Consider the following 23,778-nt stretch of genomic DNA (forward strand, 5'->3'; position numbering starts at 1 on the left):
CTTAGTTAAGCTTTTCTTTGATACGTGCAGATTTGCCTGAACGCTCACGAAGATAATAAAGCTTAGCACGACGAACCGCACCACGACGTTTCACTTCAATAGAAGAGATTGCCGGGCTGTGTGTTTGGAAAACACGCTCTACGCCTTCGCCACTTGAAATTTTACGTACGGTAAAAGACGAGTGAAGACCACGGTTACGCTTACCGATAACAACGCCTTCATAAGCCTGTAGACGTTCTTTGTCACCTTCAGTAACTCGCACTTTAACTATAACTGTGTCACCTGGGCCGAACGCAGGAACATCAGATTTGAGCTGTGCTTGCTCAATTTTCTTGATGATATCTTGACTGACTTTGCTCATCATATCCTCTCGTCCTAGTTAACTGTCATCTCGCTGCAACTGCGACTTGAATTCTTCAAGTAGACGCTGCTGCTCCTCAGTCAGAGCTAGGTGATTTAACAATTCAGGGCGACGCTGCCAGGTTCTTCCCAGCGCTTGCTTTTGTCGCCACTGCCGTATTTTTTCATGGTCACCACTTAACAACACAGAAGGAACTGACCGCCCGTCGAGTACTTCAGGCCGCGTATAATGCGGACAATCCAGTAACCCATCGGTAAAAGAATCTTCAACCGCTGAAGCTTTATGCCCCAGCACGCCAGGAACTAACCGTGCCACTGAGTCCATCAGGACCATCGCCGGTAATTCCCCACCGCTTAACACGTAATCACCAATAGAGACTTCTTCGTCAACATGGCTTTCGATTACCCGCTCGTCGATTCCTTCATAACGACCGCAGATTAATATCATGCGATCATTATCTGCCAGCCGGGCAACCCCGGCCTGGTCAAGTTTCTTACCCTGTGGAGATAAGTAGATAACCTTGCTGTTTTCTCCAGCAGCCTGCCGGGCTGCCGTAATTGCGTCTGTGAGCGGTTTGACCATCATCAGCATTCCGGGGCCACCACCATAAGGGCGGTCGTCCACGGTACGATGGCGATCATGGGTGTAGTCTCTGGGGTTGAATGTTTCGACCGCCAGCGTTCCCGACTTTACTGCCCGACCAATAACACCCTGTTGAGTGAATGGCGCAAACATTTCCGGAAAAAGGCTGACAATGCCAAACCATTTATCCGCGGTCACTTAAAACCCCGGATCCCAGTCTACGGTAATGATCCTACCGACTTTATCCACCGTCTGTACGACTTCGTCGAGATCAAACGGCAGTAATCTTTCTTTTTGACCAAATGCATCTTTCGCGTTTGCTTTGACTTGAATAACGTCATTCGCACCGGTATTAAATACATCTTTCACCACACCCAGATCGTAACCTTGCGTTGTTACCACCTGCATGCCGGTAAGCTCACGCCAGTAAAATTCACCTTCTTCAAGTTCAGGTAACTGGTCAGCAGTAATGCGAATATCAAGATTCTTAATGCGCTCGGCATCGTCACGAGTCTCAATATTCACAAGTTTTGCTACCAGAACTTTACCGTGCGGTCGCCACTGGTCAACGCGGTATTCTTTTTCGTCGCCCAATATCCAGGGCGAATACTCAAAAATACCCTCTGGTACGTTGGTATAAGTGTTGATTTTAACCCAACCTTTAACGCCGTGTGGCGCGCCGATTTTGCCAATAACCAAATTGTCAGACGCTTGACTCATTTATACCTACCAGTGTTGCAGCTTACGCTGCTGATTTTTTAGCTTCTTTTACCAAGCTGTTAACGCGCTCAGATAAGCTCGCGCCAACACCAACCCAGTATTCAACACGGTCAAGATCTAAGCGAAGACGCTCTGCCTGACCTTGTGCAGTTGGGTTGAAGAAACCGACGTTTTCGATGAAACGACCGTCTCGTGCACGGCTGCTCTCAGCCACGACAACTTGATAAAATGGACGCTTTTTCGCGCCGCCACGCTGTAAACGAATAGTAACCATGGGTGCCTCAAACTCGTTGTAGCGTTACCGTTAACTTTCCTTCCTGTGCCGTTCGCTTGTTTTAAGCTAGGCTGGAAGGCCGCAGAATTATACGGGTATGCGAATTAAATGCAAGCAAAACCCCGGCTTAAAAACAATTAAATCAGGATAAACTAAAGCAGTAGTATATGATGTTTGGCGGCGGCCCGGCTTCATTGCTCCCGGGCTGATGTTATTAATTCAGGCCGGTATGCAGGCTACAGGAGGATGATCTGTCTTCAACAACAGTATTAACCCAGGTAAACACCCGAGAAGTACTTCGCTGGCTGGGCGGCCATCTGGCGCCTTATCGCTGGCAGGTAGCCGGTGCTATTGTGGCGCTATTTTTGGCCTCAGGGGCCTGGCTGGCGCTGGGCCAGGGGGTTAAATATGCTATCGATAATGGCTTTATCGGGGATCATCCACAGGTGTTGAATCAGGCGGCTTTGGCGGTACTGATTATTTGCATAATTGCCAGCCTGGCCACCTATTGCCGGTTTTATCTGATGACCTGGCTAGGGGAGCGAATCAGCGCTGATATCCGCATGCAGCTATACCAGCATCTTTTGCATTTATCCCCCTCGTTTTTTTCAAAAATACGCACCGGCGAAGTGATTTCACGTTTCACCAGTGATACCGCTATCTTGCAAACGGTGGTGGGCATGAGTTTGTCGATGGCCTTGCGCTCGTTGGTCACCTTTATTGGTGCCCTGATTCTGATGGGGGCCACCAGTCCGTTATTAACACTATGCGTGCTGTTAGCCGTGCCGGTGGTGCTCATTCCCATTCGGGTACTGGCGCCAAAGGTCCGCCGTTACGCGCGTTTAAGTCAGGATAAGATTGCTGATTTAGGCGCACATATTGACCAGAGCTTGCATGAAATCGCCACCGTGCAGGCCTTTAATGCCCAAACCAGCGAAGCACGACAATTTGATAATCGGGTAGATGAAGCATTTGGCGTGGCCCGCTGGCGAATTCATTACCGCTCATTGCTTATCGGTTTAATTATGGTGCTTAGTTTAAGTGCCATTTTATTGATCGCCTGGGTCGGCGCCCGACAGGTATTTGCAGGTGATATCTCCGCCGGGGAGTTATCCGCCTTCTTGTTTTACGCCATTTTGGCCGGGGGCAGTGTTGCCACCATTAGCGAGGTTATCGGTGAGGTGCAGCGCGGCGTGGGCGCCTCTGAGCGCTTGCTGGAATTACTGGCCTCGCCAGTGGACATTGTCGACGGGACCACCACCCTGCCCCATCTGCCCAGTGCACCCGCTATCCATATTAAACAACTGCAGTTTGCTTACCCCGACTCGCCGGCCCTGTTCAATAATTTTTCATTGACCATCGACGCGGGTGAAAAGGTCGCGTTAGTGGGCGCCAGTGGCGCCGGCAAAACCACATTGTTTCAGTTGCTGTTGCGTTTTTATGATGTGAATGAAGGTGACATTACACTGGGGGGATACTCGATAAAGCAACTGAAGCTGCACGATTTACGTAACCAGATTGCGATGGTCAGTCAGGAGTCGGTGGTGTTCGCTACCACGGTGATGGAAAACATCCGCTATGGCCGTGAAGATGCCAGCGATGAAGATGTGGTGGCCGCTGCTAAAAACGCCTTTGCTGATGAGTTTATCGAAGCGCTTGAGGATGGCTACCATACACAGCTGGGAGAACGGGGCGTGCGCTTATCCGGCGGACAGCGCCAGCGTATTGCCATTGCCCGGGCCATCCTGGCAGACCGGCCGGTGTTGCTGCTAGACGAAGCCACCAGCGCCTTGGACGCCCGTTCTGAAAAGATGGTTCAGCAAGCCCTGTCATCGCTTATGCGCGGACGTACTACCATCGTGATTGCCCACCGGCTGGCGACTGTACAGCATGCCGACCGTATCATTGTGCTGGACCAGGGTAAGATTACCGCCCAGGGCAAGCATGTGCAGTTGATGAAAAGCGACACACTGTATCGGGAATACGCCGAACTGCAATTGCTTAGCTAGAGCCCTTGTGGTGCTATAAAAGGCGTTGCAATAACATTAATGATAAGCAACGTTCGAACCATCCTGCGGCTATTCGCGTTTTAATACCACACGAACTGCCAGCATGGTTTCGTCCTTTTTTAAGATAATGGAATTATAATGTTCACAAAACTCATAAAGCCAGTCCCGGCACTGGTTCTGGGGGTTGTATTGACCCTGCTTGCCCCGTTGGCAACTGCGCAATACTTCGGTGATAGTCAGGCCAAGCTGGTGGTATTAGAAAAAGTCACCTTTGAATACGCCAACCGCGATATTGAAGCCGTCGGCACCGCCGAAGCGGTGCGCTCGGTTACCCTGTACCCCGCCGTGGCCGATGAAGTGGTAGAAATAAACTTCGTACCGGGACAGTATGTTGAAAAAGATAAAGTCCTGATGCGGCTTGATGATAGACGTCAGCAAGTGGCCGTGCGTCGTGCACAGCTACAACTGCAGGATGCCCAGCGTTCACTCGAAAGACTGCAAAATACGCTGAATAAAGGCGCCGTTTCTCAAAGCGAGCTGGATGTGGCACAGACCGAACGCGACCTGGCCCAGGTCAACCTGGATGAAGCGCAGGCCGATTTAGATGACCGTACGGTAGAAGCGCCGTTTGATGGTGTGGTGGGTCTGACCGACATTGAAGAAGGCGATCGCATTACCACGCAAACTGCGATCACCACGTTGGATAACAGAACTAAACTGTATGTTAATTTTCGGGCACCGGAAGCCGCCCTTCCCATTTTGATGAATGAACCCTCGGTGTCGTTGCAGCCCTGGACCGACCGGGAACAAAAAATTCCAGCCCAGATAGCTGAAATTGACTCACGTATCAATGAAGTCGACCGGACGATGCGGGCCCGGGCGATTTTGGATAACAGTAAGGATAAATATCGCCCCGGCATGAGTTTTCGGGTCAGATTATCCATCAACGGTAATCGCTATGCCGCCATTCCTGAAGCTGCCCTGTTGTGGGGCGCAAATGGAGCTTATGTCTGGATTTCAGAGGAAGGTAAGGCCAAACGGGTCGATGTTAAAGTTCATCAGCGGCTGCGTGGCACCATCCTGGTTTCCGGCGATTTAGAGGAAGGTGACCTGCTTATCTCCGAAGGTGTTCAGCGGCTGCGTAATGGTCAGGAAGTCACTACCGAGCTGGCCCGGAGAAGCCCGCAATGAGCAAGCTGACCTCCCAGGCGAATGATTTGCCGTCTACGGCTATTCGCCGCCCGGTGTTGATTGTCGTGCTTAATCTGCTGATTATCATTGCCGGCTTTGCTGCCCTGAACGGACTGGAAGTTCGTGAACTTCCCGATGTCGACACACCGACCATTACTGTTACCGCCCAACTACCGGGCGCCTCGCCTGAGACAGTGGATGCCGAGCTCACCAGTCGCTTAGAAGGCGCGGTGGCACGGGTTAGCGGGGTAAAGAACATCTATGCCCAAAGCGAAGAAAATTCTGCCCGTATCCGGGTTGAATTTCGCCCCGGGGTTAATCTGGAAGATGCAGCCAATGAAACCCGCGAATCGGTAAGCCGGGTCCAGCGGGAGCTGCCTGAAGATGTGGAGCAGGTTTCGATTATTCGCGCCGACAGTGATGCTCAGGCGGTGGTCAGTCTGGCCGTGTCCTCCGACACCCTGGATATGGAAACCTTAACCGAGCGGGTTGATACCGATTTAGCCCCATTATTTTTAAGTATTCCCGGCGTTGCCGATGTGCAGCTTAGCGGTAACCGTGAACGAACCCTGCGGGTTTCGGTGGATCCGCTGCGGCTAACCAGTTTTGGTTTATCCATGACCGATGTTGCCGCGGCACTGCGCACGGCGCCGTTTGATGTGCCGGCCGGAAGCATCCAGTCTCAGGATCAGTCTTTAATAGTCCGCGCCGATGCGACCTCGGTGTCGGCCGAGGACGTAGCGGGCATTGTGTTACAGGGCGATGTGCGTATCAGCGATGTGGCCAGTGTCTATTTCGGGCCCGCCGATACCACCAGCATGGTACGCCTGGATGGCAAACCGGTTATTGGCCTGGGGGTGATCCGGCAGGCCAGCTCCAACACCATCCAAATCTCGGATGAAGTGCGAGCCATGGTGACGCAGATGAATCAGCGTTTTGCCGACATGGATATCGTGCTGACCTCCGACGATGCTGAATTTATCCGCGACTCGGTGAGCGAAGTGGTGCAGTCACTCAGTCTGACGGTGTTGCTGGTAATATTCACGCTACTTATTTTCATTGGCTCGTGGCGAGCAACGATTGTACCGGCGTTGTCGATACCGGTCTCCCTGGCCGGCGCGCTGGCCATTATCTGGGCGTTGGGCTTTTCCATCAATATTCTGACATTGCTGGCACTGGTGCTGGCTACCGGAATGATTGTGGATGATGCCATTGTGGTATCAGAAAATATTCAGCGTCGTCGCAGTTTAGGATTAGGTGCCCGCGCGGCTGCCGTGGTTGGCTCTCGGGAAGTCTTTTTCGCCGTAGTCGCTACCACCGCAGTGCTGGCCTCGGTGTTTATTCCCATTGCCTTTTTACCCTCCACCGCCGGCCGTCTGTTTCGGGAATTTGGCGGAGTATTAGCGGGTGCGGTGATTATTTCCTCATTTGTGGCGCTGTCGCTGGTTCCGGCCCTGACCGCACGCCTGCCCTTAAAAACAAGAAGTCTGATGGCTGGTTCGCTCGCACACTGGGCCGGATTGGTTACGCCGGGTTAAACGGCTATCAACGCTCGTTAGGCTGGTCGCTTCGGCATGGCTGGATCATTGTCTTTGTTAGCATTGCGGCAGGTGTGGGCGCCTGGTTTACTGCCACTCAGATAGACAATGAATTGTTACCCAGTGAGGATCGCGGCACTATCCGAATCTTTGCCCGCGGCCCCGATGGTGCGGGTATGAACTTTATGAACCGCCAGGCCGAAAAGATGGAAGAAGTGCTAATGCCCTATGTGGACAATGGCACCATCGACTCGGTTTACACCGTGGTCGGCTCCTGGGATCCCAACATTGTATTCATTACCGCCCCTTTGCAGCACTGGGATGCCCGGGACAAATCACTGCAGGATGTAATTGAAGAAATTCGTCCACAATTACGCGCTATTCCCGGAGCGCCTGGCAATGCCTTTGGGGGCAACAGTCTTAACCTGCGTGGGCAAGGCGGTGGTTTGGAGATTGCGCTTACCGGCAGCAGCTATGAAACCATATTTAAAGCAGCTCAGGACTTTTCTGTTAAGATTGAACAGGCTTTGCCAGAAGTCGGTGCGCCGCGTATCAGCTACGAGCCCACCCAGCCACAAATGCGCATCAATATCGATCGTCGCCGGGCAGAAGAACTTGGTGTCCCTCTGTCTGATATAGCCAGTACATTGCGAGCGGCCGTTAACGGAGATGATATTGCCGATTTGAATGTTGGCGATCAGGCGATTCCGATCATGTTGCAGTCCAGTGAACGTAACACCAGCAATCCTGCAGACTTAACCAATCTTTACGTAAAATCAGTAAATGGGGCCCTGGTGCCACTGTCCAGCATTGCCTACATTACCGAAGAAGGGGTGGCTGCCGAACTGGAACGTCAGGCTCAGCGCCGGGCAATTGAAATGGAAATGGAGCTTCCCGAAGATATGCCCATCAATGAGGTGGTGGAAAAGATTCGCGGCCTGCAGTCATCCCTTCCCGACGGTATCGGCCTTATTTTCTTAGGTGAAGCCCAAACCTTTGAAGAAACATCGAAACAAGTGGCGCTGACCTATGTGCTGGCCTTTATCATTGTGCTGCTGGTGCTGGCGGCGCAGTTTGAAAGCGTCAACAGTGCCATTGTGGTGATGCTCACCGTGCCCTTTGGTATTGCTGCGGCTATTTATGCCTTGTATCTGACCGGCACCACCATCAATGTGTATTCACAAATCGGATTGGTGATGCTTATCGGACTGCTGGCAAAAAATGCCATATTGCTGATTGAGTTCGCCGACCAGCTGCGCGACCAGGGCCACAGTGTCTATGATGCTATTGTAGAGGCCGGTAAGGTGCGGTTGCGCCCCATCATGATGACCCTGGTTTCTACCATTTTGGGTGGTCTGCCATTGATTCTGTCTACCGGGGCGGGCGCTGAGTCACGCAACGCCATTGGTTGGGTGGTATTTGGTGGCCTGGGCATTGCCGTGGTATTTACGCTATACCTTACACCGGTGTTGTATCTGGGACTGGCACGCTTTACCAAACCCAGAGCCGATGAAAGTCAGCGTTTAGAAGACGAGATGGAAGAAGCCCACCGTCAGTCATTGTGAATTGGGTAAAATATCCAGGCATAAAAAAGGCATCTTCGGATGCCTCTTTTTATGCCTGTTACCTGCGTTTTAACAGGTTTACTGTGTTGTTAAGCTTTTAGCTGATGTCTCAGTCTTTGCTGGCCTGCCAACCCTGCACACAATATCGTGAATATAAAGATGGTGGCTGGTTCGGGAACATCGGCTTGCGGACCGCCATTCTCGTCACCATCATCAATGATGATGACATCGACTTCATCGGCGGTACCAAAGCGAACATTATCGATAGCAAAGCCTGCGGGCTCGGCGCCAATTAAATCCAGAAAGACCCCGGCTATCTCGCTGGCTCCATTAGATAGTGCCAGCCCCAAAAACTCGATACCTTCCACATCGTTGCCAATCGACCCCAGCATACTGCCATCGCGGGCAAAGGCGGTAATGGCAGTAGACGCGACCGCATTAAAGAAGCCGCCATCAAAGCCAACAGCAAATTGATCTTCACTGAAAAGCAAAGCAATACCGCCATTAAAGGTAGGGGTACCGGATAACACCGGTGAGCTCGGGTTTGAACCATCCGTAACAGTAAAGGTATCGGGTGAATCCGGGTCCAGCATCAATGGCCCGGTGGGGGTCCCTACAATACATGCTGAGGCCGCCGCTCCGGGACAATCTACACCAGGGGTCGCACTTAATGACTGACCCATAAAAAAACCGCCAAAGGTGATCGTTGGATCGCCCACATCGCCGGCATATTCGGCTGGCGTATACGTAGGGTTTACGGTTCCTAATGGAAACTCAGAGAAAGTGATGACATTCGCCGAAGCGGTAAAGTCGTCGCTGGCAACTTTAACCACGGCAGCACTAAGCGGTAAGGCAAGAAAAACACCGCATAAAAAGACCATAATTTTGATTTTCATAATGACAATTCCTGGACAAAGGAAATAGGAGTACTTACACAAAACATCAATGCAGCAGTAGAAAAATACGCATAGAACACGCCAGTATTAAAATTACTAAAGTAAACAGGACCATAGATAATCGTCTATAATTTGAGGATTGGAGAGTGTAAATAATTCTGACAGTTTTATGGGGTAAGCCGGGGTTAGCACCGTCATGGAATCTTCAAGTAGTAGACGGATGGCTTGGTTTTAGAGCTTTGAACATAAATGCGGATGGCAGGAATCAAATAAATACTACTGGGAAGCAACATCCAGGATGTCGCTTCGCTATAACAGAAAACGGATTAGTTCAGGTGGTTTGTTGCTGCTGGTTTAGATTTTGGGGAGACCAGTGCTTTTGCCAGCATCTTGTGGCTTAGCAGAGCCAGGATCTCAGTTTCCTCCTCGCTGCGATCGCCATCAATACCGGTCATCGCCATTGCCACTTCCATGGCCTTTTCGGCATCAAACAATAAATCGTCTTTGAAAGAACGCAGATAGTAAATACCTTCTCCGGTATCCAGTGCCAGTCGCGTCTGATAAACCACATCATTAAAGAATGCCTCCCGGCAAATGGGGCTTTGCCAGTCCAAAGACGCGAGTAATTCTTCCAGATAGTCCTGTTCGGTCAGGGTTACCTTGTTATCTACCTGGTACAGCAATACTGACAGGCGGATTAAAGCCTGATTAAAGGTTTGCTGGCTGGACAACTGCATAGGTCTCTCCATTCGCCGGTGCCGACGAAAAAAATAGGTGAAACCCCCGGCCTGAGCGATGTCTGAGCAGGCGAAGGGAAAATAATGACAAGCCTGTTACGCACATTTTTACAGAAAGGTTCAGACGGGTTTAACGCGCCTCTGTCAGATTAGGTTTGCCCACTCTGGTCAACCTGAAACCAGCCTGCCCAGGTCACGCAATACGCCCGGAACCATGTAAAAACTGTGTTAATTATAAACCACGTCTACACAGATTCCCAACTTTTGCCCATTGGTGCTTTGCCCTTGTCCTTGGCCTTGCCCCTTGGCCCTTGGCCACTGAGCCTCCACTGATACGAAGTAACCCTGGTACCGTGTTGAAGACGACTTCGCCGCTATCCGGGAGGCCGTGCTTTAGCGTAAGCCCAGGGTCACATCGTGAATATAATAATTGCCGGTGAACAGGGTATGAACCTGACCTTCGGTATCTAATGCAAAAAATGCTTTATCGGTCTCATGAAGTGCCTGGTAACCACCGATGACCTGATAAAGCCAAACCTCAGAATCAAACGCCAGTTGCTGCTGCTGATAATACTCCAGCGCGGAACATGCCTGGCCGGTATCAATAACCTTACAGAAGTAACTTTCTACCGCTTGTTGGATTTCGCCTTTTTCGAGCGCCACCGTGCTTTGTTCACCGACATCAATATCGGCCGCTTCGGTGTTGGCCCCGGCATTCTGGCCGCGACGCTGCCAATGAGTCAAAGAAGACACCAATTGCTGATAATCATTTTCGTGCTCGACCTGATTCACGTCGACCGCAGCCGCATTCAGTAAGCCCGGGGCCTGATTGAACAAGACCGGGACCTGTGAGAGCGCCGGGTATTCAGAAGGAGTAAAATCCGGATGCTGCTCGGTATGCAGTAAAAATCCTTTGAGCAGCCGGGTACGCCCCTGAAACTCCCGAAAGCGGCCTAGCAAGTCGAGTAAGCGAGCCTGCGCCACAGCCAGCTCCTGCGCCGCATCAGAAAAGCTTTGCTGAAGCGCCACTACCAGCAAGTGACGCAGTTCGCGCTGGCTGCCCGCCACTTCGCTAAGCTCATCAAACCGAAAGCATTCCAGCTGCTGTAATAGCTCTGAAACCTGGCTTTGGGCCAGTTCGTTTTCACGAATTTTGGCCTCCACCGAAGCCACATACCCAAATTCGTTATTTATCCGGCTGAACATTACCCGAACACTATTTCCTAACGATTCAGTCAGCTGATAAACATGCTCGGTAAGCTCGCTCATGTGTGCCTGCGCGTCACTATAGCGGCTGTAGTGCAAGGCTTCTTTGTAATGTTCCGCCAGGGTTTTCAGGCTGGCCAGAGCGGCGCCGATATTGGCATTGACCGTACGGTTGCGCTCATCCTGCAAGCTGCCTTCAAGCAGATTGCGCACCGCGCTTTTCAGCCGCAAGGCACTGTGTACATCAGGTCGCCAAAGCACCCCCAGCTGTACTAACTGATCCAACACTTTGGGGCTGGCCTGGGCTTCATCTACCTGGCCACTCAGGTAAGCCTGCATAATGAGATCATGATGCCGGCTTAACGCATTAAAGAGCCGCGCTCCCGCCTGCAGCAGCGTCTGACTCATAGCAGATTACCCTGGGTAATGGCCGCATCGGCCTGCTCTGCCAACGACAGCGACTCAGTCTCATCAATAAACTTAATCATCTCGTACAGGTGTTCAACTTTGCCGGTGGCCAGATAAATTTGTTTCTCGATATTAGGCTTATACAAATAACCCAGATCAGTTAGTCGCTTAAACACCTGCTTCAGCTGGCCGTCTAAATTAACACTGGCGGAGTTAAACAGCCGATACCGTGATATCTTTCCAAGTTGTTCGGCATAGGCCGGGGTGTCTTCAATAACTGTTTGTAATTCACTCAGGCGCAGGGCCGCGCCCATGGTCAAAGGAATATCTGACTCACTGGCTTGTTGTACCAGCATCAGCCATTCCACCAGGGGCACCAGATTCGTCGCCACATCCTGAAACTGTTGTTGTAAAACCTTACGCTCTGCTTCGCCCAGCGTGTTATAGGCACAAAAAAACACTTCGCCGTCAGCGGTGCTGGCCAGACTACGATTTAACAATGCCAGATGCGGTTCGATAGTCGCAACACTATGGCGACTTTTAAGAAAGCGCCAGGCTTCTTCATCGGTCACCTGACAAATAAATTTACCTTCCAGCAGCAGGCTCAGCACCCGACCTGTTTCATTCATCATGCGGACACCTCCTGTTGTTGGCGACGGGCAGCAATTCGGCTGGAAATGGCATTGGTTTTTGGCTGCACTACCTGCAACTGACGACTGACCTTGTCAATGAGATAACGATTTTCGAACAGGCTGAGTACTTCCGATTCGGGATTGGGAAAGGCTCCCACTACGCTGATATTGTTATTATGACAAGCATCAAAAATTTTCTTTACGTTGCTTTGGTGCAGCGTGCCCAGCTCATCGATGGGCCAGTGGACCACGGTATTTTCATCCCCACGTAATAACCGGGTAAACGCCAGCAGAAATTTGCACAAAATCATATAGGCCATTCCATGACTGGAAGACTCATTTAACTGCCGGTCGGTACGGATCACCAGATCGCTGTTGCCTTCTCGCAGGTGCAGTTCAATATCCAGCAGCTTGCTGATACCACCACCTAGCGCGGCTCTGCCTAAGATATCGAGTACTTTACGCATACTCTGACCGTATTCCTCTGCCGGTAGCTGCGCCGAGCCATCATCGATCCAGGCTTCGTAATGTTCGCGAAACTGCTTTAGTTCAGGCCAGAACTCCAATTCGCTGATACGTGAGCGAATCTTAACGGCTGAGTCTGACACCCCATCCAGAAACAGTTCGCCATCTACCTCCTGCGAAATACGGCGGCTTTGAGAAACGATGCGCTTATCGATATCGGCCAGCACAAAATAGTACTGGGTTAAATCCGCGCCAAAAATCCGGCCCTGCTCTTTAAGCCCCTGTAACTTCTGCGGCACAATAACATTAAGCAGTTGGGCCAGGTGCGCTACCATGCGTCGGTGATCGATTGACTTGATGCCCTGAGCATTGGTAGTGGCACATTCTTCGCGTGCCCGTTCCCAGGTGTCGGATAAGCCGGTGCCGGCCTGCGCGGCAATCAGCTGATCAAAGCGTTCAATATAATTTTTGACATCTGCCACCAGCGTTTCACGTTGCTGAAGTAACTCCTGGACCCGGGACACCCGTTGACTGATGCTCAGTTCATCCTGCTTCAGTGTCTCACTCACCTGGTGTTTGGGCAGATTAAGCCGGCCCAGGGTTTTGTTGAGGTTACGCACCTTCTCCTGCTGATCTGAAGCGGTATGCAACGCAGCTTCCAGCTGTTCGTACTGCTGCTGGTACTGATCTCGCTGCTCGCGATACAACGCCAGTTTGGATGCCAGGCTGCGCTCTGCCTCTGCCAGCTGCTTGCGGGCATCACTCAACGCGCTCTGCCAGCTGACTTTCTGGGTGATAAAGGTATGCTGGTACCAGCGCTCAAAGTCGGCCACCAGATGGCGCTGACTTTCGGTTTGCTGAATTTTACTTTTCAATGCTTTCTGACGCTTTTTCAGCTGCCCGATTTCATCTACATCCACGCCGCGCTGATTAAGCTCATTGCTTAGCCAGCCTTCAAGTTCCTGACGTTCGCTGGCAGCCATCGTTTTGGCCTGGCGAATTTCACTGTCGATCTGGGTCAGCCGGGTGTTGATATCGCTGAGTAACTGCTGCCAGTGGAAACTGTGTTCGGACTGGGTTTCCCCCTGCTGTTGTTTTACCTTATCGCGCTCTTGTTGGAACTGGCTTTGAATTTTTTGCTGTGCCTGTTCATTGCTTGCCAGTTGCGCTTTGATTTTTGTCCGGCGCTGGCTTAACGCCTGCTGATACTCACTTTGCAAGCTTTCTCGATCTTGTTGGGTACGTTTGCGGGTCGACTCGGCGCTGCGAACCGCATTATCCTGCTTAGAAAGCGTCAGCTCACAGTGACGGACCGCTTCATTTGCCTGCGCCAGCAAGCTTTCCTGCTCGTTTTGCTGCTCATGTATCACCGTCAGCTGAGCCTGGCCGCTTTGCAGCTGCTGTTGTAACTGCTGTTCTGAGTGAGCGTATTCTGGGGTATCCAGTGCTTCAGTGGCCAGCCGCATCCCAAAGATGTGGTTCTCGTGGTGCTCAGAGTCTGCCACCAGCCCGGGGGCCAGATCAGTACGTTCCAGCAACTCCGGACGGATTATCTTGCCTACTGTGGTTTCCCAGCGATCCACATTTTTATGCAAAAACTCCAGCAAGGAGCCTTCGCCGGGATACAGCAATTGCTGAACGCCAGCAATAACCTTTTCCTGTTCTGCGTACTGTAAACGTAGCCTTTCCAGCTGTTTATCCACCTGGCTGCGGTGCTGCACCGCTTTGTGATGGGCTTGCTGCGCCGAGCGGTATTCACTTCTGGCAGCATCCTCATTAATCGTGGCTTCTTTAACCGCTGCATCCATCAAATCCAGTTGTGACTGTTCAAATTCATTAAAGCCCGTATTCGTGACGGTGGCATTAAGTTCGGCATGGGATACTTTGAGGCTACTGAGGCGTTGCTGTGTATCATCATTTAGTTTTTGCAGTTGCTCTGCAAACTGTTGTTTTAAGTCATGCAGACCATCACGCTCACGTTGTTGTTGCTCAGCGTACTTTTCAGCCGTTTGCTGCCGATTTTGCGCCAGCTCTTCCAGGGTCGCGGCCAATCGCTCGCCCTGCTCTGCCAGCTGGCGGGAGTACGCGGACTCAACATCCTGATGCTGTTCGGTAAGCAAGTTATAGCGGTTACTGACGGTGGTAAGCTCGTTTTGCCACTGACCCAGGCTGGCCACATCGTCTTTTAACTGATCGATGTTTTGTTGTTGCCAGTGTTCATATTCCTGTTCCACGGTTTCCAGCTCGCTGCTGTACTTTTCAACGTCCGCGCGGGCTCCCGATAAGGTCTGGTTTAACGTATCCCGCTGGCTGTGCCATTCTGTTTCACACTGTTTTTTAGCAAACTCATTGTCTTTAAGGTCTGCCTTGGTGTTCTCCACCCGGGCATCCAGTACCGAGATGTCGGTCTCAAAACAGGCGGCTAATTCTGCCAGGCCCGATTCGGTATCACTAAGGGCAAGATCGGCTTGTTCCAGCCGCGCAAATTCGGGCCGAATGCGTTCAAACTGTTTGATCAGATGACACTCGCGGATCCAGTCATCGACCCGCTGGCGACTTAACCCAGAGGTGGGCGGCTGCACCCCATCCTCTTCCAGGATAGCGGCAATCATGGCTTTTATGGTTTCCATTTTGCCTTCTTTGGAGTGCACCGCTTTGGCCAGCTTTTCCATATGCCGAATATGCGTTTGCCGGGCACACAAACTAAAGCTACGTGAATACCCCAGCAGTTCCCGGGCGTTACTGCTATGGTTTAAGACGCTATGATCGTTTTGCAATATAGCCCTGAAATCTTTGGTGTTCAGCTGACTGGTCACCAGCACATTGTTGCGTTTCATATTGCGGGCAATTTCGGTGCTGCTGAGGCTGGTATATTTGCCCTTTTTCTGAGAAACCAGGTAGTCTTCCAGCTCAAACGCTTTACCGATAAACCGATAATTCACCCCATTACCGGTGGAACTTAATACCGCCTGACACAGCTGCCCATCCGCTCGGGTATACTCGTAGATAATAAAGCTGGAGGTTCGGGGTAAATACCAGCGCTCGAAACTGTCGCGGGTCGCCGGTACTACCCGACTGGGATACTCGCCGTAAAATACCGGAATCAGACGCTGTAAGGTGGTTTTACCCGAAGCATTGGTACCGCAAATATTGGTGTGTCCTTCGAGTTTGAGCTCCACGATGCCAGGTAAATGAGTATCAATAAGGATGATGCGTTTTAAACCAGCCATAAAAACCTTTGTAGTTGGGTAGCAAAAGCTGCTTTGTTGTTATTATAAAAGGCTAAAAAAGCGGCGTTGTGGCCGCGCCTTCCTGCCCTTGCCGGCGGGCTATTTTGCCAAAAAAAGCGCTGAGAAGGTAGTGTTGTAAACAATATGATCGGTTTGCACATACAAAAATGCCGGCGTACGTACCGGCATTTTTTATCCAGCGACAGCTGGTGAATGGTCAAACAGGCCACTGTCCCTGGCCATAGCGCGCCCTGGGCTACCGGGGCGGGAACATACCACCAGCGCCACCCGGTGGCATCATGCCTTTCATTTGGCGCATCATTTTTTTCATGCCGCCTCCAGACATCTTTTTCATCATCTTTTGCATCTGAGTGAACTGCTTAAGCAATCGATTCACATCCTGAATCTGCGTGCCTGACCCAGCCGCGATGCGACGCTTACGCGAGCCCTTGATAATATCAGGACGGGCGCGTTCGCCCGGGGTCATAGAACTGATGATGGCTTCCATCTGGTTAAACTGCTTATCGTTGGCCTGATCTTTTATTTTATCCATCATGCCACCCATGCCCGGCATTTTATCCATCATGCCCATCATGCCGCCCATGTTTTTCATCTGCTCAAGCTGTTCTTTGAAATCTTGCAGATCGAAGCCTTTGCCTTTCTGAACTTTCTTCGCCAGCTTCTGCGCTTTGTCTTTATCGACTTTACGCTCAACATCTTCAATCAGGCTTAATACATCGCCCATGCCCAGAATACGTGACGCCACCCGCTCGGGATGGAAAGGCTCTAAGGCATCGACTTTTTCGCCCATACCCAAAAACTTAATTGGCTTACCGGTAATTTTTCGGACCGACAGGGCCGCACCACCACGGGCATCACCATCGGCTTTGGTTAAGATCACCCCGGTAAGGGGTAACGCATCATTAAAGGCTTTGGCTGTATTGGCCGCATCCTGACCCGTCATGGCATCGACCACGAACAGAGTTTCGATGGGTTTGACCGCCGCATGCAGCGCTTTAATTTCGTCCATCATGTCTGCATCAACATGCAGGCGACCTGCGGTATCGACTAACAGTACATCATAAAATTGTTTACGGGCCGTATCGATGGCCTCTTCGACAATATCCACCGGCTTTTGTAATACCGTGGACGGATGGAAGCCGACATTGACTTCCTCTGCCAGGGTTTCCAGCTGCTTAATAGCCGCCGGACGATAGATATCGGCACTGACCACCATGACCTTTTTCTTTTCACGCTCAGTCAGGTACTTAGCCAGCTTACCCACACTGGTGGTTTTACCCGCACCTTGCAAACCAGCCATCAGTACCACGGCGGGCGGCTGGGTCGCCAGGTTCAGCTTTTCATTCGCCTCCCCATGACCGATTCAAGCTCAGATTGCACAATCTTGATGAAAACCTGGCCGGGCTTGAGGCTTTTTGACACCTCGGTGCCCACGGCGCGGGCCTTCACCTGCGCGACAAATTCTTTGACCACCGGCAGTGCAACATCGGCTTCAAGCAGCGCCATACGCACTTCGCGCAGGGTATCTTTGATGTTGTCTTCGGTCAGTCGTCCCCGGCCACTCACATTTTTGAGGGTCTGGCCAAGACGTTCAGATAAATTCTCAAACATACACAAGAGTCTTCTTTGTTTGGTTAATGAGTCTAGTATAACGAAATTTGCGCAACGAACGTACCATCAGATGACGAAGATTTTTCTGATGAGGGGGAAAATAGCACGAGGTTAAGACCGTGCCGGGCTGTCCAAGCGTCATTATCTGTCTGATATGGTGATTCATAGCACTAAAAATCAAGCATATGGTTGAATTTTATCAACACTTACAGTAACAATACCCTCCTGTACAAAGGCCTGCATTATTCGCAGGCCAGCAAACTCAGGTAGCCCAATCCTAGATGCCGGTTCAACAGGACAATTCATGACCTCGCTTTTTGCCCCGATAGCGGTAATATTTTATGTTATTGCAGCAACCGTGCTGGTGCGCCGCTTTATTCATCATCAGGCCCCCCCTCATCAGGTTTGCCGTTAATACTTGCCGGTATCGGCTGTACCGCCCATGTGTTGTTTCTGACTAAAGCTATTATCCTGGCTCCGGGACAAAACATGAGTATCACCAATGTATTGTCATTGGTCGCCTGGCTCATTACAGCTGCACTGCTGGTCTCTGCCAAAGTATTACCCAACCGTATTATGCTGCCCGTGGTATTTACATTTGCGGCACTGACGGTACTGGCGTCATTGCTGATTCCGGTTAATCATATTATGCATATCGAACTGCATCCGGGTCTGGTGGTGCATATCACGTTGTCATTGTTTGCCTACGGCACCCTGGCTATTGCCTTTTTGTACGCGTTGCAGGTTTCCTACATTACGTTTCGGTTAAAACAAAAAGGCTCGTCACTGTTACATTCCGGATTGCCGCCATTAACCCTGGTTGAAGGTCTGATGTTCCGGCTACTGCAAATTGGTACCGGCTTGCTGGTTATTTCATTATTGAGCGGGTTTATTTTCTTAGATGACATGTTCAGTTTACAGTATGCCCATAAAACAGTGTTATCTATCCTGGCTCTGATCCTGTATATTTTTATGCTGGCAGGACAAACGCTCAGAGGCTGGCGGAGTCGCCAGTTAATTGTCATGAATATCATCGGCATTGTGTTACTTACACTCGCCTACTTTGGCAGTCGTTTTGTTCGGGAGGTACTGCTGTAACCGGTGTTAAATAATTTTTAACCAGAATTCAGTCACACGCATGGGTAAATGCGGTACTGTACATTAAAAATTCTGTTGGTTACGCAACACAACATTGAAAATCACCAAGGTATAGGAAACCCATAGTTGGACGCCATATCAACCAGCACGCTGTGTATTATACTGGCAGTGCTCATATTATTTTCTGCTTATTTCTCTAGTTCTGAAACCGGCATGATGTCGATAAACCGCTACCGGCTTAAGCATCTGCAAAATGAAGGGAACACCTCAGCGAAACGGGTTCAGAAGCTACTCGACCGCCCCGATCGGCTTATTGGTCTGATCCTGATCGGTAATAACCTGGTCAATATAGCAGCGTCTTCGATTGCAACCATTATCTGTACCCGGCTGTTTGGTGATTACTGGGGCTTTTTTGCCACAACTTTTGGGTTGACGCTGATCTTACTGATTTTTGCTGAAGTGACCCCGAAAACGCTGGCGGCGCTTTATCCTGAAAAAATCGCCTTTCCCAGCTCCGTAATTTTGCTGCCGCTGTTAACGGTGATGTATCCCTTTGTAGCCCTCATCAACAGTATTACCAACAGCATTTTGTATATTCTGAGAATCAATCCCACCACAGGCAGCGACGACTCACTGAGTCGCGAAGAATTGCGCACCGTGGTGTATGAAGCCGGGGCCATGATTCCTAAAAAGCACCAGGATATGCTGGTCAGCATACTAGATCTGGAAAGCGTTACCGCTGAAGATATCATGGTGCCCCGCGCCGAAATTTTTGCTATCGATATCAACGATGATTGGAAAAAAATTCAAAAGCAACTGACCAGCTCCCAGCACACCCGGGTGTTGTTGTATCGCGATCGTATCGATGACGCAGTGGGCTTTGTTCACGTGCGTGATGCATTGCGGTTGTTGTCGCGCGACCAGTTTACTAAAAGCAGCTTATTGCGGGCGGTGCGTGAAGTGTATTACACCCCCGAGTCCACGCCCTTGCATACCCTGATGTATAAGTTTCAAACCGAAAAAGAACGGATTGCGTTGGTGGTAGATGAGTACGGCGACATCATGGGCTGGTAACGCTGGAAGATATTCTGGAAGAGATTGTGGGCGACTTTACCACTAGCATGGTGCCGGACCACAGCAAAGAAGCACATTTGCAGCAAGATGGCAGCGTGCTGGTCGATGGCAGTGCGAATATCCGTGATTTAAATCGGGAAATGGAATGGAACCTGCCTACCGAGGGGCCCAAAACATTAAATGGCTTGATTTTAGAGTATCTGGAAGAAATTCCTGAGAATCGGGTGAGTGTTCGGCTATCCGGCTACCCTATCGAAATTGTGGATATTACAGAGAACATGATCAAGACCGTCAGGATAATGCCTGAGTATTATCTGGCGCAAAGCGACGGCTCTGACGATTAATCGGACGTATCGGCCCGGCGCGCCAGCGCCTGGGCTTTGGCCGCGGCGACTTTCTGGGATAAGTTAGTTAACTTTCCCATCAGTTGACGCAACTCATCGTCATCACGTAAATCCGCCTCAGCCATATGACTTTCCAGCGAATGCCGTAACATTTCGGGGATTGATTTGGTGGTCATTACCGTTGCTCATTAACGCGACTGCCCTGTCCGTTAGGGAAGAATCATGTCGCAGCCTCTCACTTAGAGTATGTATCGGACCGGTAACATTTTTCTAAAGCGCAACACTAATAAAAAATAGTGGCCTGTGAGCTGGCAGGAAAAGATCTACCCCTGATAATGCTCCAGTAACTCACCTTGATGACGAACGAGAGAATAACGAATAACGGCGACCGACCCCGTAGCAAACAACGCGGTTCGCTGTGTTCGGCAAAGCTCATCGACAAAATAGCTGACAAAGGGCATGTGGCTGACCACCAACACATTATTCATTGGCAATTTACGGGCCTGAGCAAGCATTGCATCGATGTAATCGTGGGCCAGTCGCACATCCCCATCCGGAATAATATCGTCGCACAACTGCATCTCACTGAACTTATTATCCTCTGTCATCATATCAAAGGTCTGGCGGGTTCGCTGATACGGCGAAACCAATGCCAGATCAATAGCATGATCCGGGCTGTACTTAGCCAGCCAGCGTGAGGTGGTTACCGCCTGGGTACGCCCGAAGTCGGTGAGCTTGCGTGACTTATCGTCGCGACGTAAGTCTTCTGCCTCTCCGTGGCGCATGATAAATAGCAAAATGGAATCGCTGCTTTGACGTGACATAACATTACTAATAAGATGAGATACTGCTCTTTAACGATAGCAGAAGGCGTATTTATAACCTAGAGATAATGTTCGAATTCTTTGGTATCTCATACTAATGTTTAAGTCAGGGAATTAGTGGAGTGTGTTGATTCCTTAAAATGCAGTAAAACCCAATGAATTGAGGGCATTTTGACAACACTTAATTTCACGCAATCTCATTTTCTTACTTTACCTAATGGTCTTAAAGTAATGCATTGTCCCCTTGAGGACTCTGCGGTGAGCTATGTTTCGATGGCAGTAAAAGCAGGCCACTTTTACGATCCTAAAGACTGTGAGGGCCTGGCCCATCTGTTAGAGCACGGTCTGTTTTTAGGCAGTGAACATCTGCCCGAACCCAACCAGATTAATAACTTGGTGGAGCGCCAGGGCGGCGCTATCAATGCCTGGACGGGCACCGAATACGCAAATTATCATTTTCATTGTCGCAATACCTCGCTGCCTACCCTACTCCCAGCCTTTGCAGATATGCTGCAACATCCATTGCTTAAGACAGCGGCGCTGGAAAAAGAAATTCAGTCCATTGAGGCAGAATTTCAATTTAAACGTAAAGATGATCTTCGCAGGCTGTATCAAATCCACAAAGAAACCTGCAACCCGGCGCACCCGTTCAGCCAGTTTTCGGTAGGTAATGCCCATATCTTTGGCCAAAATGAAATCTCCTCGTTGCAGCAAAAGTTGTTGGCCCATCATCAGCAATATTATTGTGCCAGCAATATGACGCTATGTATTTTTTCTTCCATACCGACGAAGGAGCTGGCCAGCGCGGTAACACATTTTTTTGAAGACATTCCTGCCGGTACCCCGGCCAGCGCCAACTGGCCGCCTCTGTACCTGGATGCCCATAAAGGCATTCAAATCAATATTGAGCCCTTACAGTCGGCGCGCCGGATGATTGTGACCTTTCCAATGCCAGCTCTGCACAACAACTTTCGGGTAAAGCCACTCAATTACATCAGCCATTTACTGGGCGATGAGGGAGAAGGCTCGCTACTGGCGTATTTGAAAGACAAAGACTGGGTGACAAACCTGATCGCAGGTAGTGGTATTGAAGGCGATGACTACAAAGATTTTAACGTGAATTTTCAGCTCACAAAAGATGGCTTGCAACATCATGAAGCTGTAATACAGGCGTTGTTTACGTATATCGAACTTATTCGTAGCTCATTGAACGACCCCTGGCGCTATCAGGAAAAAGCCCGGTTACATTCGTTAGCGTATCAGTATGAGGACAATCCCAAGCTGATGCCCATTGCCTGCGAATACGCCCAGCATATGTTTTTATTCAGTGAGGAGGAGATCAGGCAGTTCAGAACTACCATCGACAGTTTTGATCGCGAGGTGCTGGAGCATGCATTAGGTTATTTTTCAGCGGATAATCTCAGAGTGAAACTCATCGCCCCGGGACTACCTACCGAGCGCGAATGCCAGCATTATAATGCCAGCTACAGTGTTCAGCCGTTGACTCACGAGCTGCAGCAAAGCCTAGCGCAACCACCGCAAATTGAGGCCCTGTACCTGCCACCACCCAACCCATATATGGGTAGTGAGTATTCGCTCACTTTGCCTGAGCCTGAATACGAAAAGCCGGTAGCGTTAATCCGGGAATCGGGGCTGACCTGCTGGTTTGCTCAGGACCATCAGTTTCATAGTCCCAAGGGGGATATCTACTTTTCGCTTGATACCCCTGCCCTGACCCAGTCATTAGAATCAGTCGCCGCAAAACGAATATGGCTGGCCTGTCTTAATGACACCTTGCAGGCCAAATATTATCGCGCTGAAATTGCCGGTCTGCACTACCGTTTGTATGGTCACCAGGCCGGGTTCAGCCTGCATACCCGCGGCTTTACCAATCAACAGACGCTACTCGCGACTCAGCTTTTACAGGCAGTGCAAACAGAAGTTCCCACTCAGGAACAGTTTGAACAGCGTAAAGCAATGCAGCTTCAAAGCTTGCAAAACTCACTGCTAAACAAACCCACCAACCGCTTGTTTTCAAGAATGAGTGTGCTTATCCAGCGTAATACTCAGGCCCCTATCGATCTGATAAAAGCATTAGAAAAATGCGAATATCAGGATATGCTGACCTTTTCTAAACAGGCGCTTGAACAGTATTATCTTGAAACCTTTATGCATGGGAATTGGTCAGGTGAACAGGCGCGGAGTTTTGCTGAGCAGATTAGCAGTTTGAGTCCTTACGCAACCGGCGAAGCGTTACCCCGTCAGGTCTCCCAGCTTCCTGCTGGCACCACTTTATATCATCAGGTGCCCAGCGAGCATGAAGACAGTGCCGTGGTGCTGTATTTACAGGCCCCCAGCAGTAATCTGAAAGATACGGCACTTTGCATGGTACTAGAGCAGATACTGGCCGCACCGTTTTTCAGTGTTCTGCGTACCCAGAAACAACTGGGTTATGTGGTAGGCACCGGTTACGTGCCGCAGAACCAGCATCCGGGCATGGCATTTTATATTCAAAGCCCGAACTGTTCCCCGGACCAGCTTATGAACGAAATTACCGGCTTTTTGTTTAAACAGCTTGAGGAGGTGGATTTTTATCAGGAATACTGGCCTACTATTCAGCACAACCTGTTGAAGCAGCTTGATGAACGCGACCTTTCGCTATCCATGAAGTCTCAGCGATTGTGGATAAGCCTGGGCACCTCAGATTACGAATTTAACCGCAATAGTCAGCTGGCTGAGTGTGTGGCCAATCTGACATTTGAGGAAATTCGCTCATACGCGCACCAGATTGCCGACCGTTCGCTATTCGGAGAGTTGGTATTGTTTGCTAACGGACGCTTTGCTGAGCTTGACTGTAGCAAGGGAAAGCGGGTTGATAAAATTGCTGAATTCAAGTCGCTGACCCCTGCTTTGACTAGTCAGGGGGTAAATTACAACTAATTGATTATTCTTTACGCTAGTTATTGTATTACCATAAAAATATCTTGTAGAC

The 23,778-nt window shown here is 50.3% G+C and carries 15 protein-coding genes and 3 pseudogenes; 6 read left to right on the forward strand and 12 right to left on the reverse strand.

The genetic code is table 11. From position 1 onward, the window contains the following. Position 1: 1 nt before the first annotated feature. Genes rplS through rpsP form a run of 4 tightly spaced genes read right to left on the reverse strand, consistent with a single transcriptional unit; the run spans position 2 to position 1,937 of the window. A complete protein-coding gene (gene rplS / locus IT774_RS11405) occupies positions 2 to 361 on the reverse strand; it encodes a 50S ribosomal protein L19 (RefSeq protein ID WP_108566548.1) in 360 nt (119 codons plus the stop codon). Between the two features lie 18 nt (positions 362 to 379). Beyond that, complete coding sequence (trmD, locus tag IT774_RS11410) at positions 380 to 1,141, reverse strand: tRNA (guanosine(37)-N1)-methyltransferase TrmD (RefSeq protein WP_195809887.1); 762 nt, start codon at positions 1,139 to 1,141, stop codon at positions 380 to 382. Continuing rightward, the gene (rimM, locus tag IT774_RS11415) at positions 1,142 to 1,663 is read right to left on the reverse strand and encodes a ribosome maturation factor RimM (RefSeq protein ID WP_195809888.1); all 522 of its coding nucleotides are present in this window, start codon (positions 1,661 to 1,663) and stop codon (positions 1,142 to 1,144) included. A 22-nt stretch (positions 1,664 to 1,685) separates the two neighbouring features. Beyond that, positions 1,686 to 1,937: a 30S ribosomal protein S16 gene (gene rpsP / locus IT774_RS11420; RefSeq protein ID WP_195809889.1), complete on the reverse strand. Its 252-nt coding sequence runs from the start codon at positions 1,935 to 1,937 to the stop codon at positions 1,686 to 1,688. A 251-nt stretch (positions 1,938 to 2,188) separates the two neighbouring features. On the opposite strand from rpsP, the gene IT774_RS11425 reads away from it, so the two are divergent. The 3 genes and pseudogenes from IT774_RS11425 (at position 2,189) to IT774_RS11435 (ending at position 8,240) form a co-directional block, all read left to right on the forward strand. Beyond that, a complete protein-coding gene (locus IT774_RS11425) occupies positions 2,189 to 3,946 on the forward strand; it encodes an ABC transporter transmembrane domain-containing protein (RefSeq protein WP_195812279.1) in 1,758 nt (585 codons plus the stop codon). A 138-nt stretch (positions 3,947 to 4,084) separates the two neighbouring features. Further along, a complete protein-coding gene (locus tag IT774_RS11430; protein WP_195809890.1) occupies positions 4,085 to 5,137 on the forward strand; it encodes an efflux RND transporter periplasmic adaptor subunit in 1,053 nt (350 codons plus the stop codon). Then, positions 5,134 to 8,240: pseudogene (locus IT774_RS11435) on the forward strand (efflux RND transporter permease subunit). The gene IT774_RS11430 and the pseudogene IT774_RS11435 overlap by 4 nt, the downstream one beginning before the upstream one ends. A gap of 89 nt (positions 8,241 to 8,329) precedes the next feature. Here IT774_RS11435 and IT774_RS11440 read toward each other — a convergent pair. The 6 genes and pseudogenes from IT774_RS11440 to ffh form a co-directional block, all read right to left on the reverse strand. Beyond that, positions 8,330 to 9,136 (reverse strand): PEP-CTERM sorting domain-containing protein, encoded by an 807-nt coding sequence (locus tag IT774_RS11440; protein ID WP_195809891.1) that lies wholly within the window; start codon positions 9,134 to 9,136, stop codon positions 8,330 to 8,332. 326 nt (positions 9,137 to 9,462) lie between these two features. After that, a complete protein-coding gene (locus IT774_RS11445; protein WP_195809892.1) occupies positions 9,463 to 9,873 on the reverse strand; it encodes a tellurite resistance TerB family protein in 411 nt (136 codons plus the stop codon). 393 nt (positions 9,874 to 10,266) lie between these two features. After that, the gene (locus IT774_RS11450) at positions 10,267 to 11,487 is read right to left on the reverse strand and encodes a phosphoenolpyruvate carboxylase (protein WP_195809893.1); all 1,221 of its coding nucleotides are present in this window, start codon (positions 11,485 to 11,487) and stop codon (positions 10,267 to 10,269) included. After that, positions 11,484 to 12,119 carry a hypothetical protein gene (locus IT774_RS11455; protein WP_195809894.1) on the reverse strand — a complete coding sequence of 212 codons (636 nt, stop codon included), beginning with the start codon at positions 12,117 to 12,119 and terminating at the stop codon, positions 11,484 to 11,486. The genes IT774_RS11450 and IT774_RS11455 overlap by 4 nt, the downstream gene beginning before the upstream one ends. Beyond that, entirely contained in the window at positions 12,116 to 15,814 is a 3,699-nt protein-coding gene (locus IT774_RS11460) for an ATP-binding protein (protein ID WP_195809895.1), read from the reverse strand. Before IT774_RS11460 ends, IT774_RS11455 begins: the two co-directional genes overlap by 4 nt. Positions 15,815 to 16,070: 256 nt before the next feature. Continuing rightward, positions 16,071 to 17,446, reverse strand: a pseudogene (gene ffh, locus IT774_RS11465) (signal recognition particle protein). Positions 17,447 to 17,935: 489 nt separating this feature from the next. Here ffh and IT774_RS11470 point away from each other — a divergent pair. Both IT774_RS11470 and IT774_RS11475 read left to right on the forward strand, forming a co-directional pair. Then, on the forward strand, positions 17,936 to 18,544 hold the full coding sequence (locus tag IT774_RS11470; RefSeq protein WP_232364966.1) for a cytochrome C assembly family protein: 609 nt from the start codon (positions 17,936 to 17,938) through the stop codon (positions 18,542 to 18,544). A 126-nt stretch (positions 18,545 to 18,670) separates the two neighbouring features. Then, positions 18,671 to 19,962: pseudogene (locus IT774_RS11475) on the forward strand (HlyC/CorC family transporter). Here the strand turns inward: IT774_RS11475 and IT774_RS11480 are convergent. Together IT774_RS11480 and sixA are read right to left on the reverse strand one after the other, a co-directional pair. Next, positions 19,959 to 20,138 carry a hypothetical protein gene (locus IT774_RS11480; protein WP_195809896.1) on the reverse strand — a complete coding sequence of 60 codons (180 nt, stop codon included), beginning with the start codon at positions 20,136 to 20,138 and terminating at the stop codon, positions 19,959 to 19,961. The pseudogene IT774_RS11475 and the gene IT774_RS11480 sit on opposite strands and share 4 nt — an antisense overlap. A 147-nt stretch (positions 20,139 to 20,285) precedes the next feature. Further along, positions 20,286 to 20,786 carry a phosphohistidine phosphatase SixA gene (sixA, locus tag IT774_RS11485; RefSeq protein ID WP_195809897.1) on the reverse strand — a complete coding sequence of 167 codons (501 nt, stop codon included), beginning with the start codon at positions 20,784 to 20,786 and terminating at the stop codon, positions 20,286 to 20,288. 258 nt (positions 20,787 to 21,044) lie between these two features. Here sixA and IT774_RS11490 point away from each other — a divergent pair, with 258 nt between their 5' ends. Then, positions 21,045 to 23,726, forward strand: coding sequence for an insulinase family protein (locus IT774_RS11490; RefSeq protein WP_232364967.1), 2,682 nt, complete (start codon positions 21,045 to 21,047; stop codon positions 23,724 to 23,726). The last annotated feature ends 52 nt before the right edge of the window (positions 23,727 to 23,778 follow it).

This window comes from Salinimonas marina (assembly GCF_015644725.1).
GTDB lineage: Bacteria > Pseudomonadota > Gammaproteobacteria > Enterobacterales > Alteromonadaceae > Alteromonas.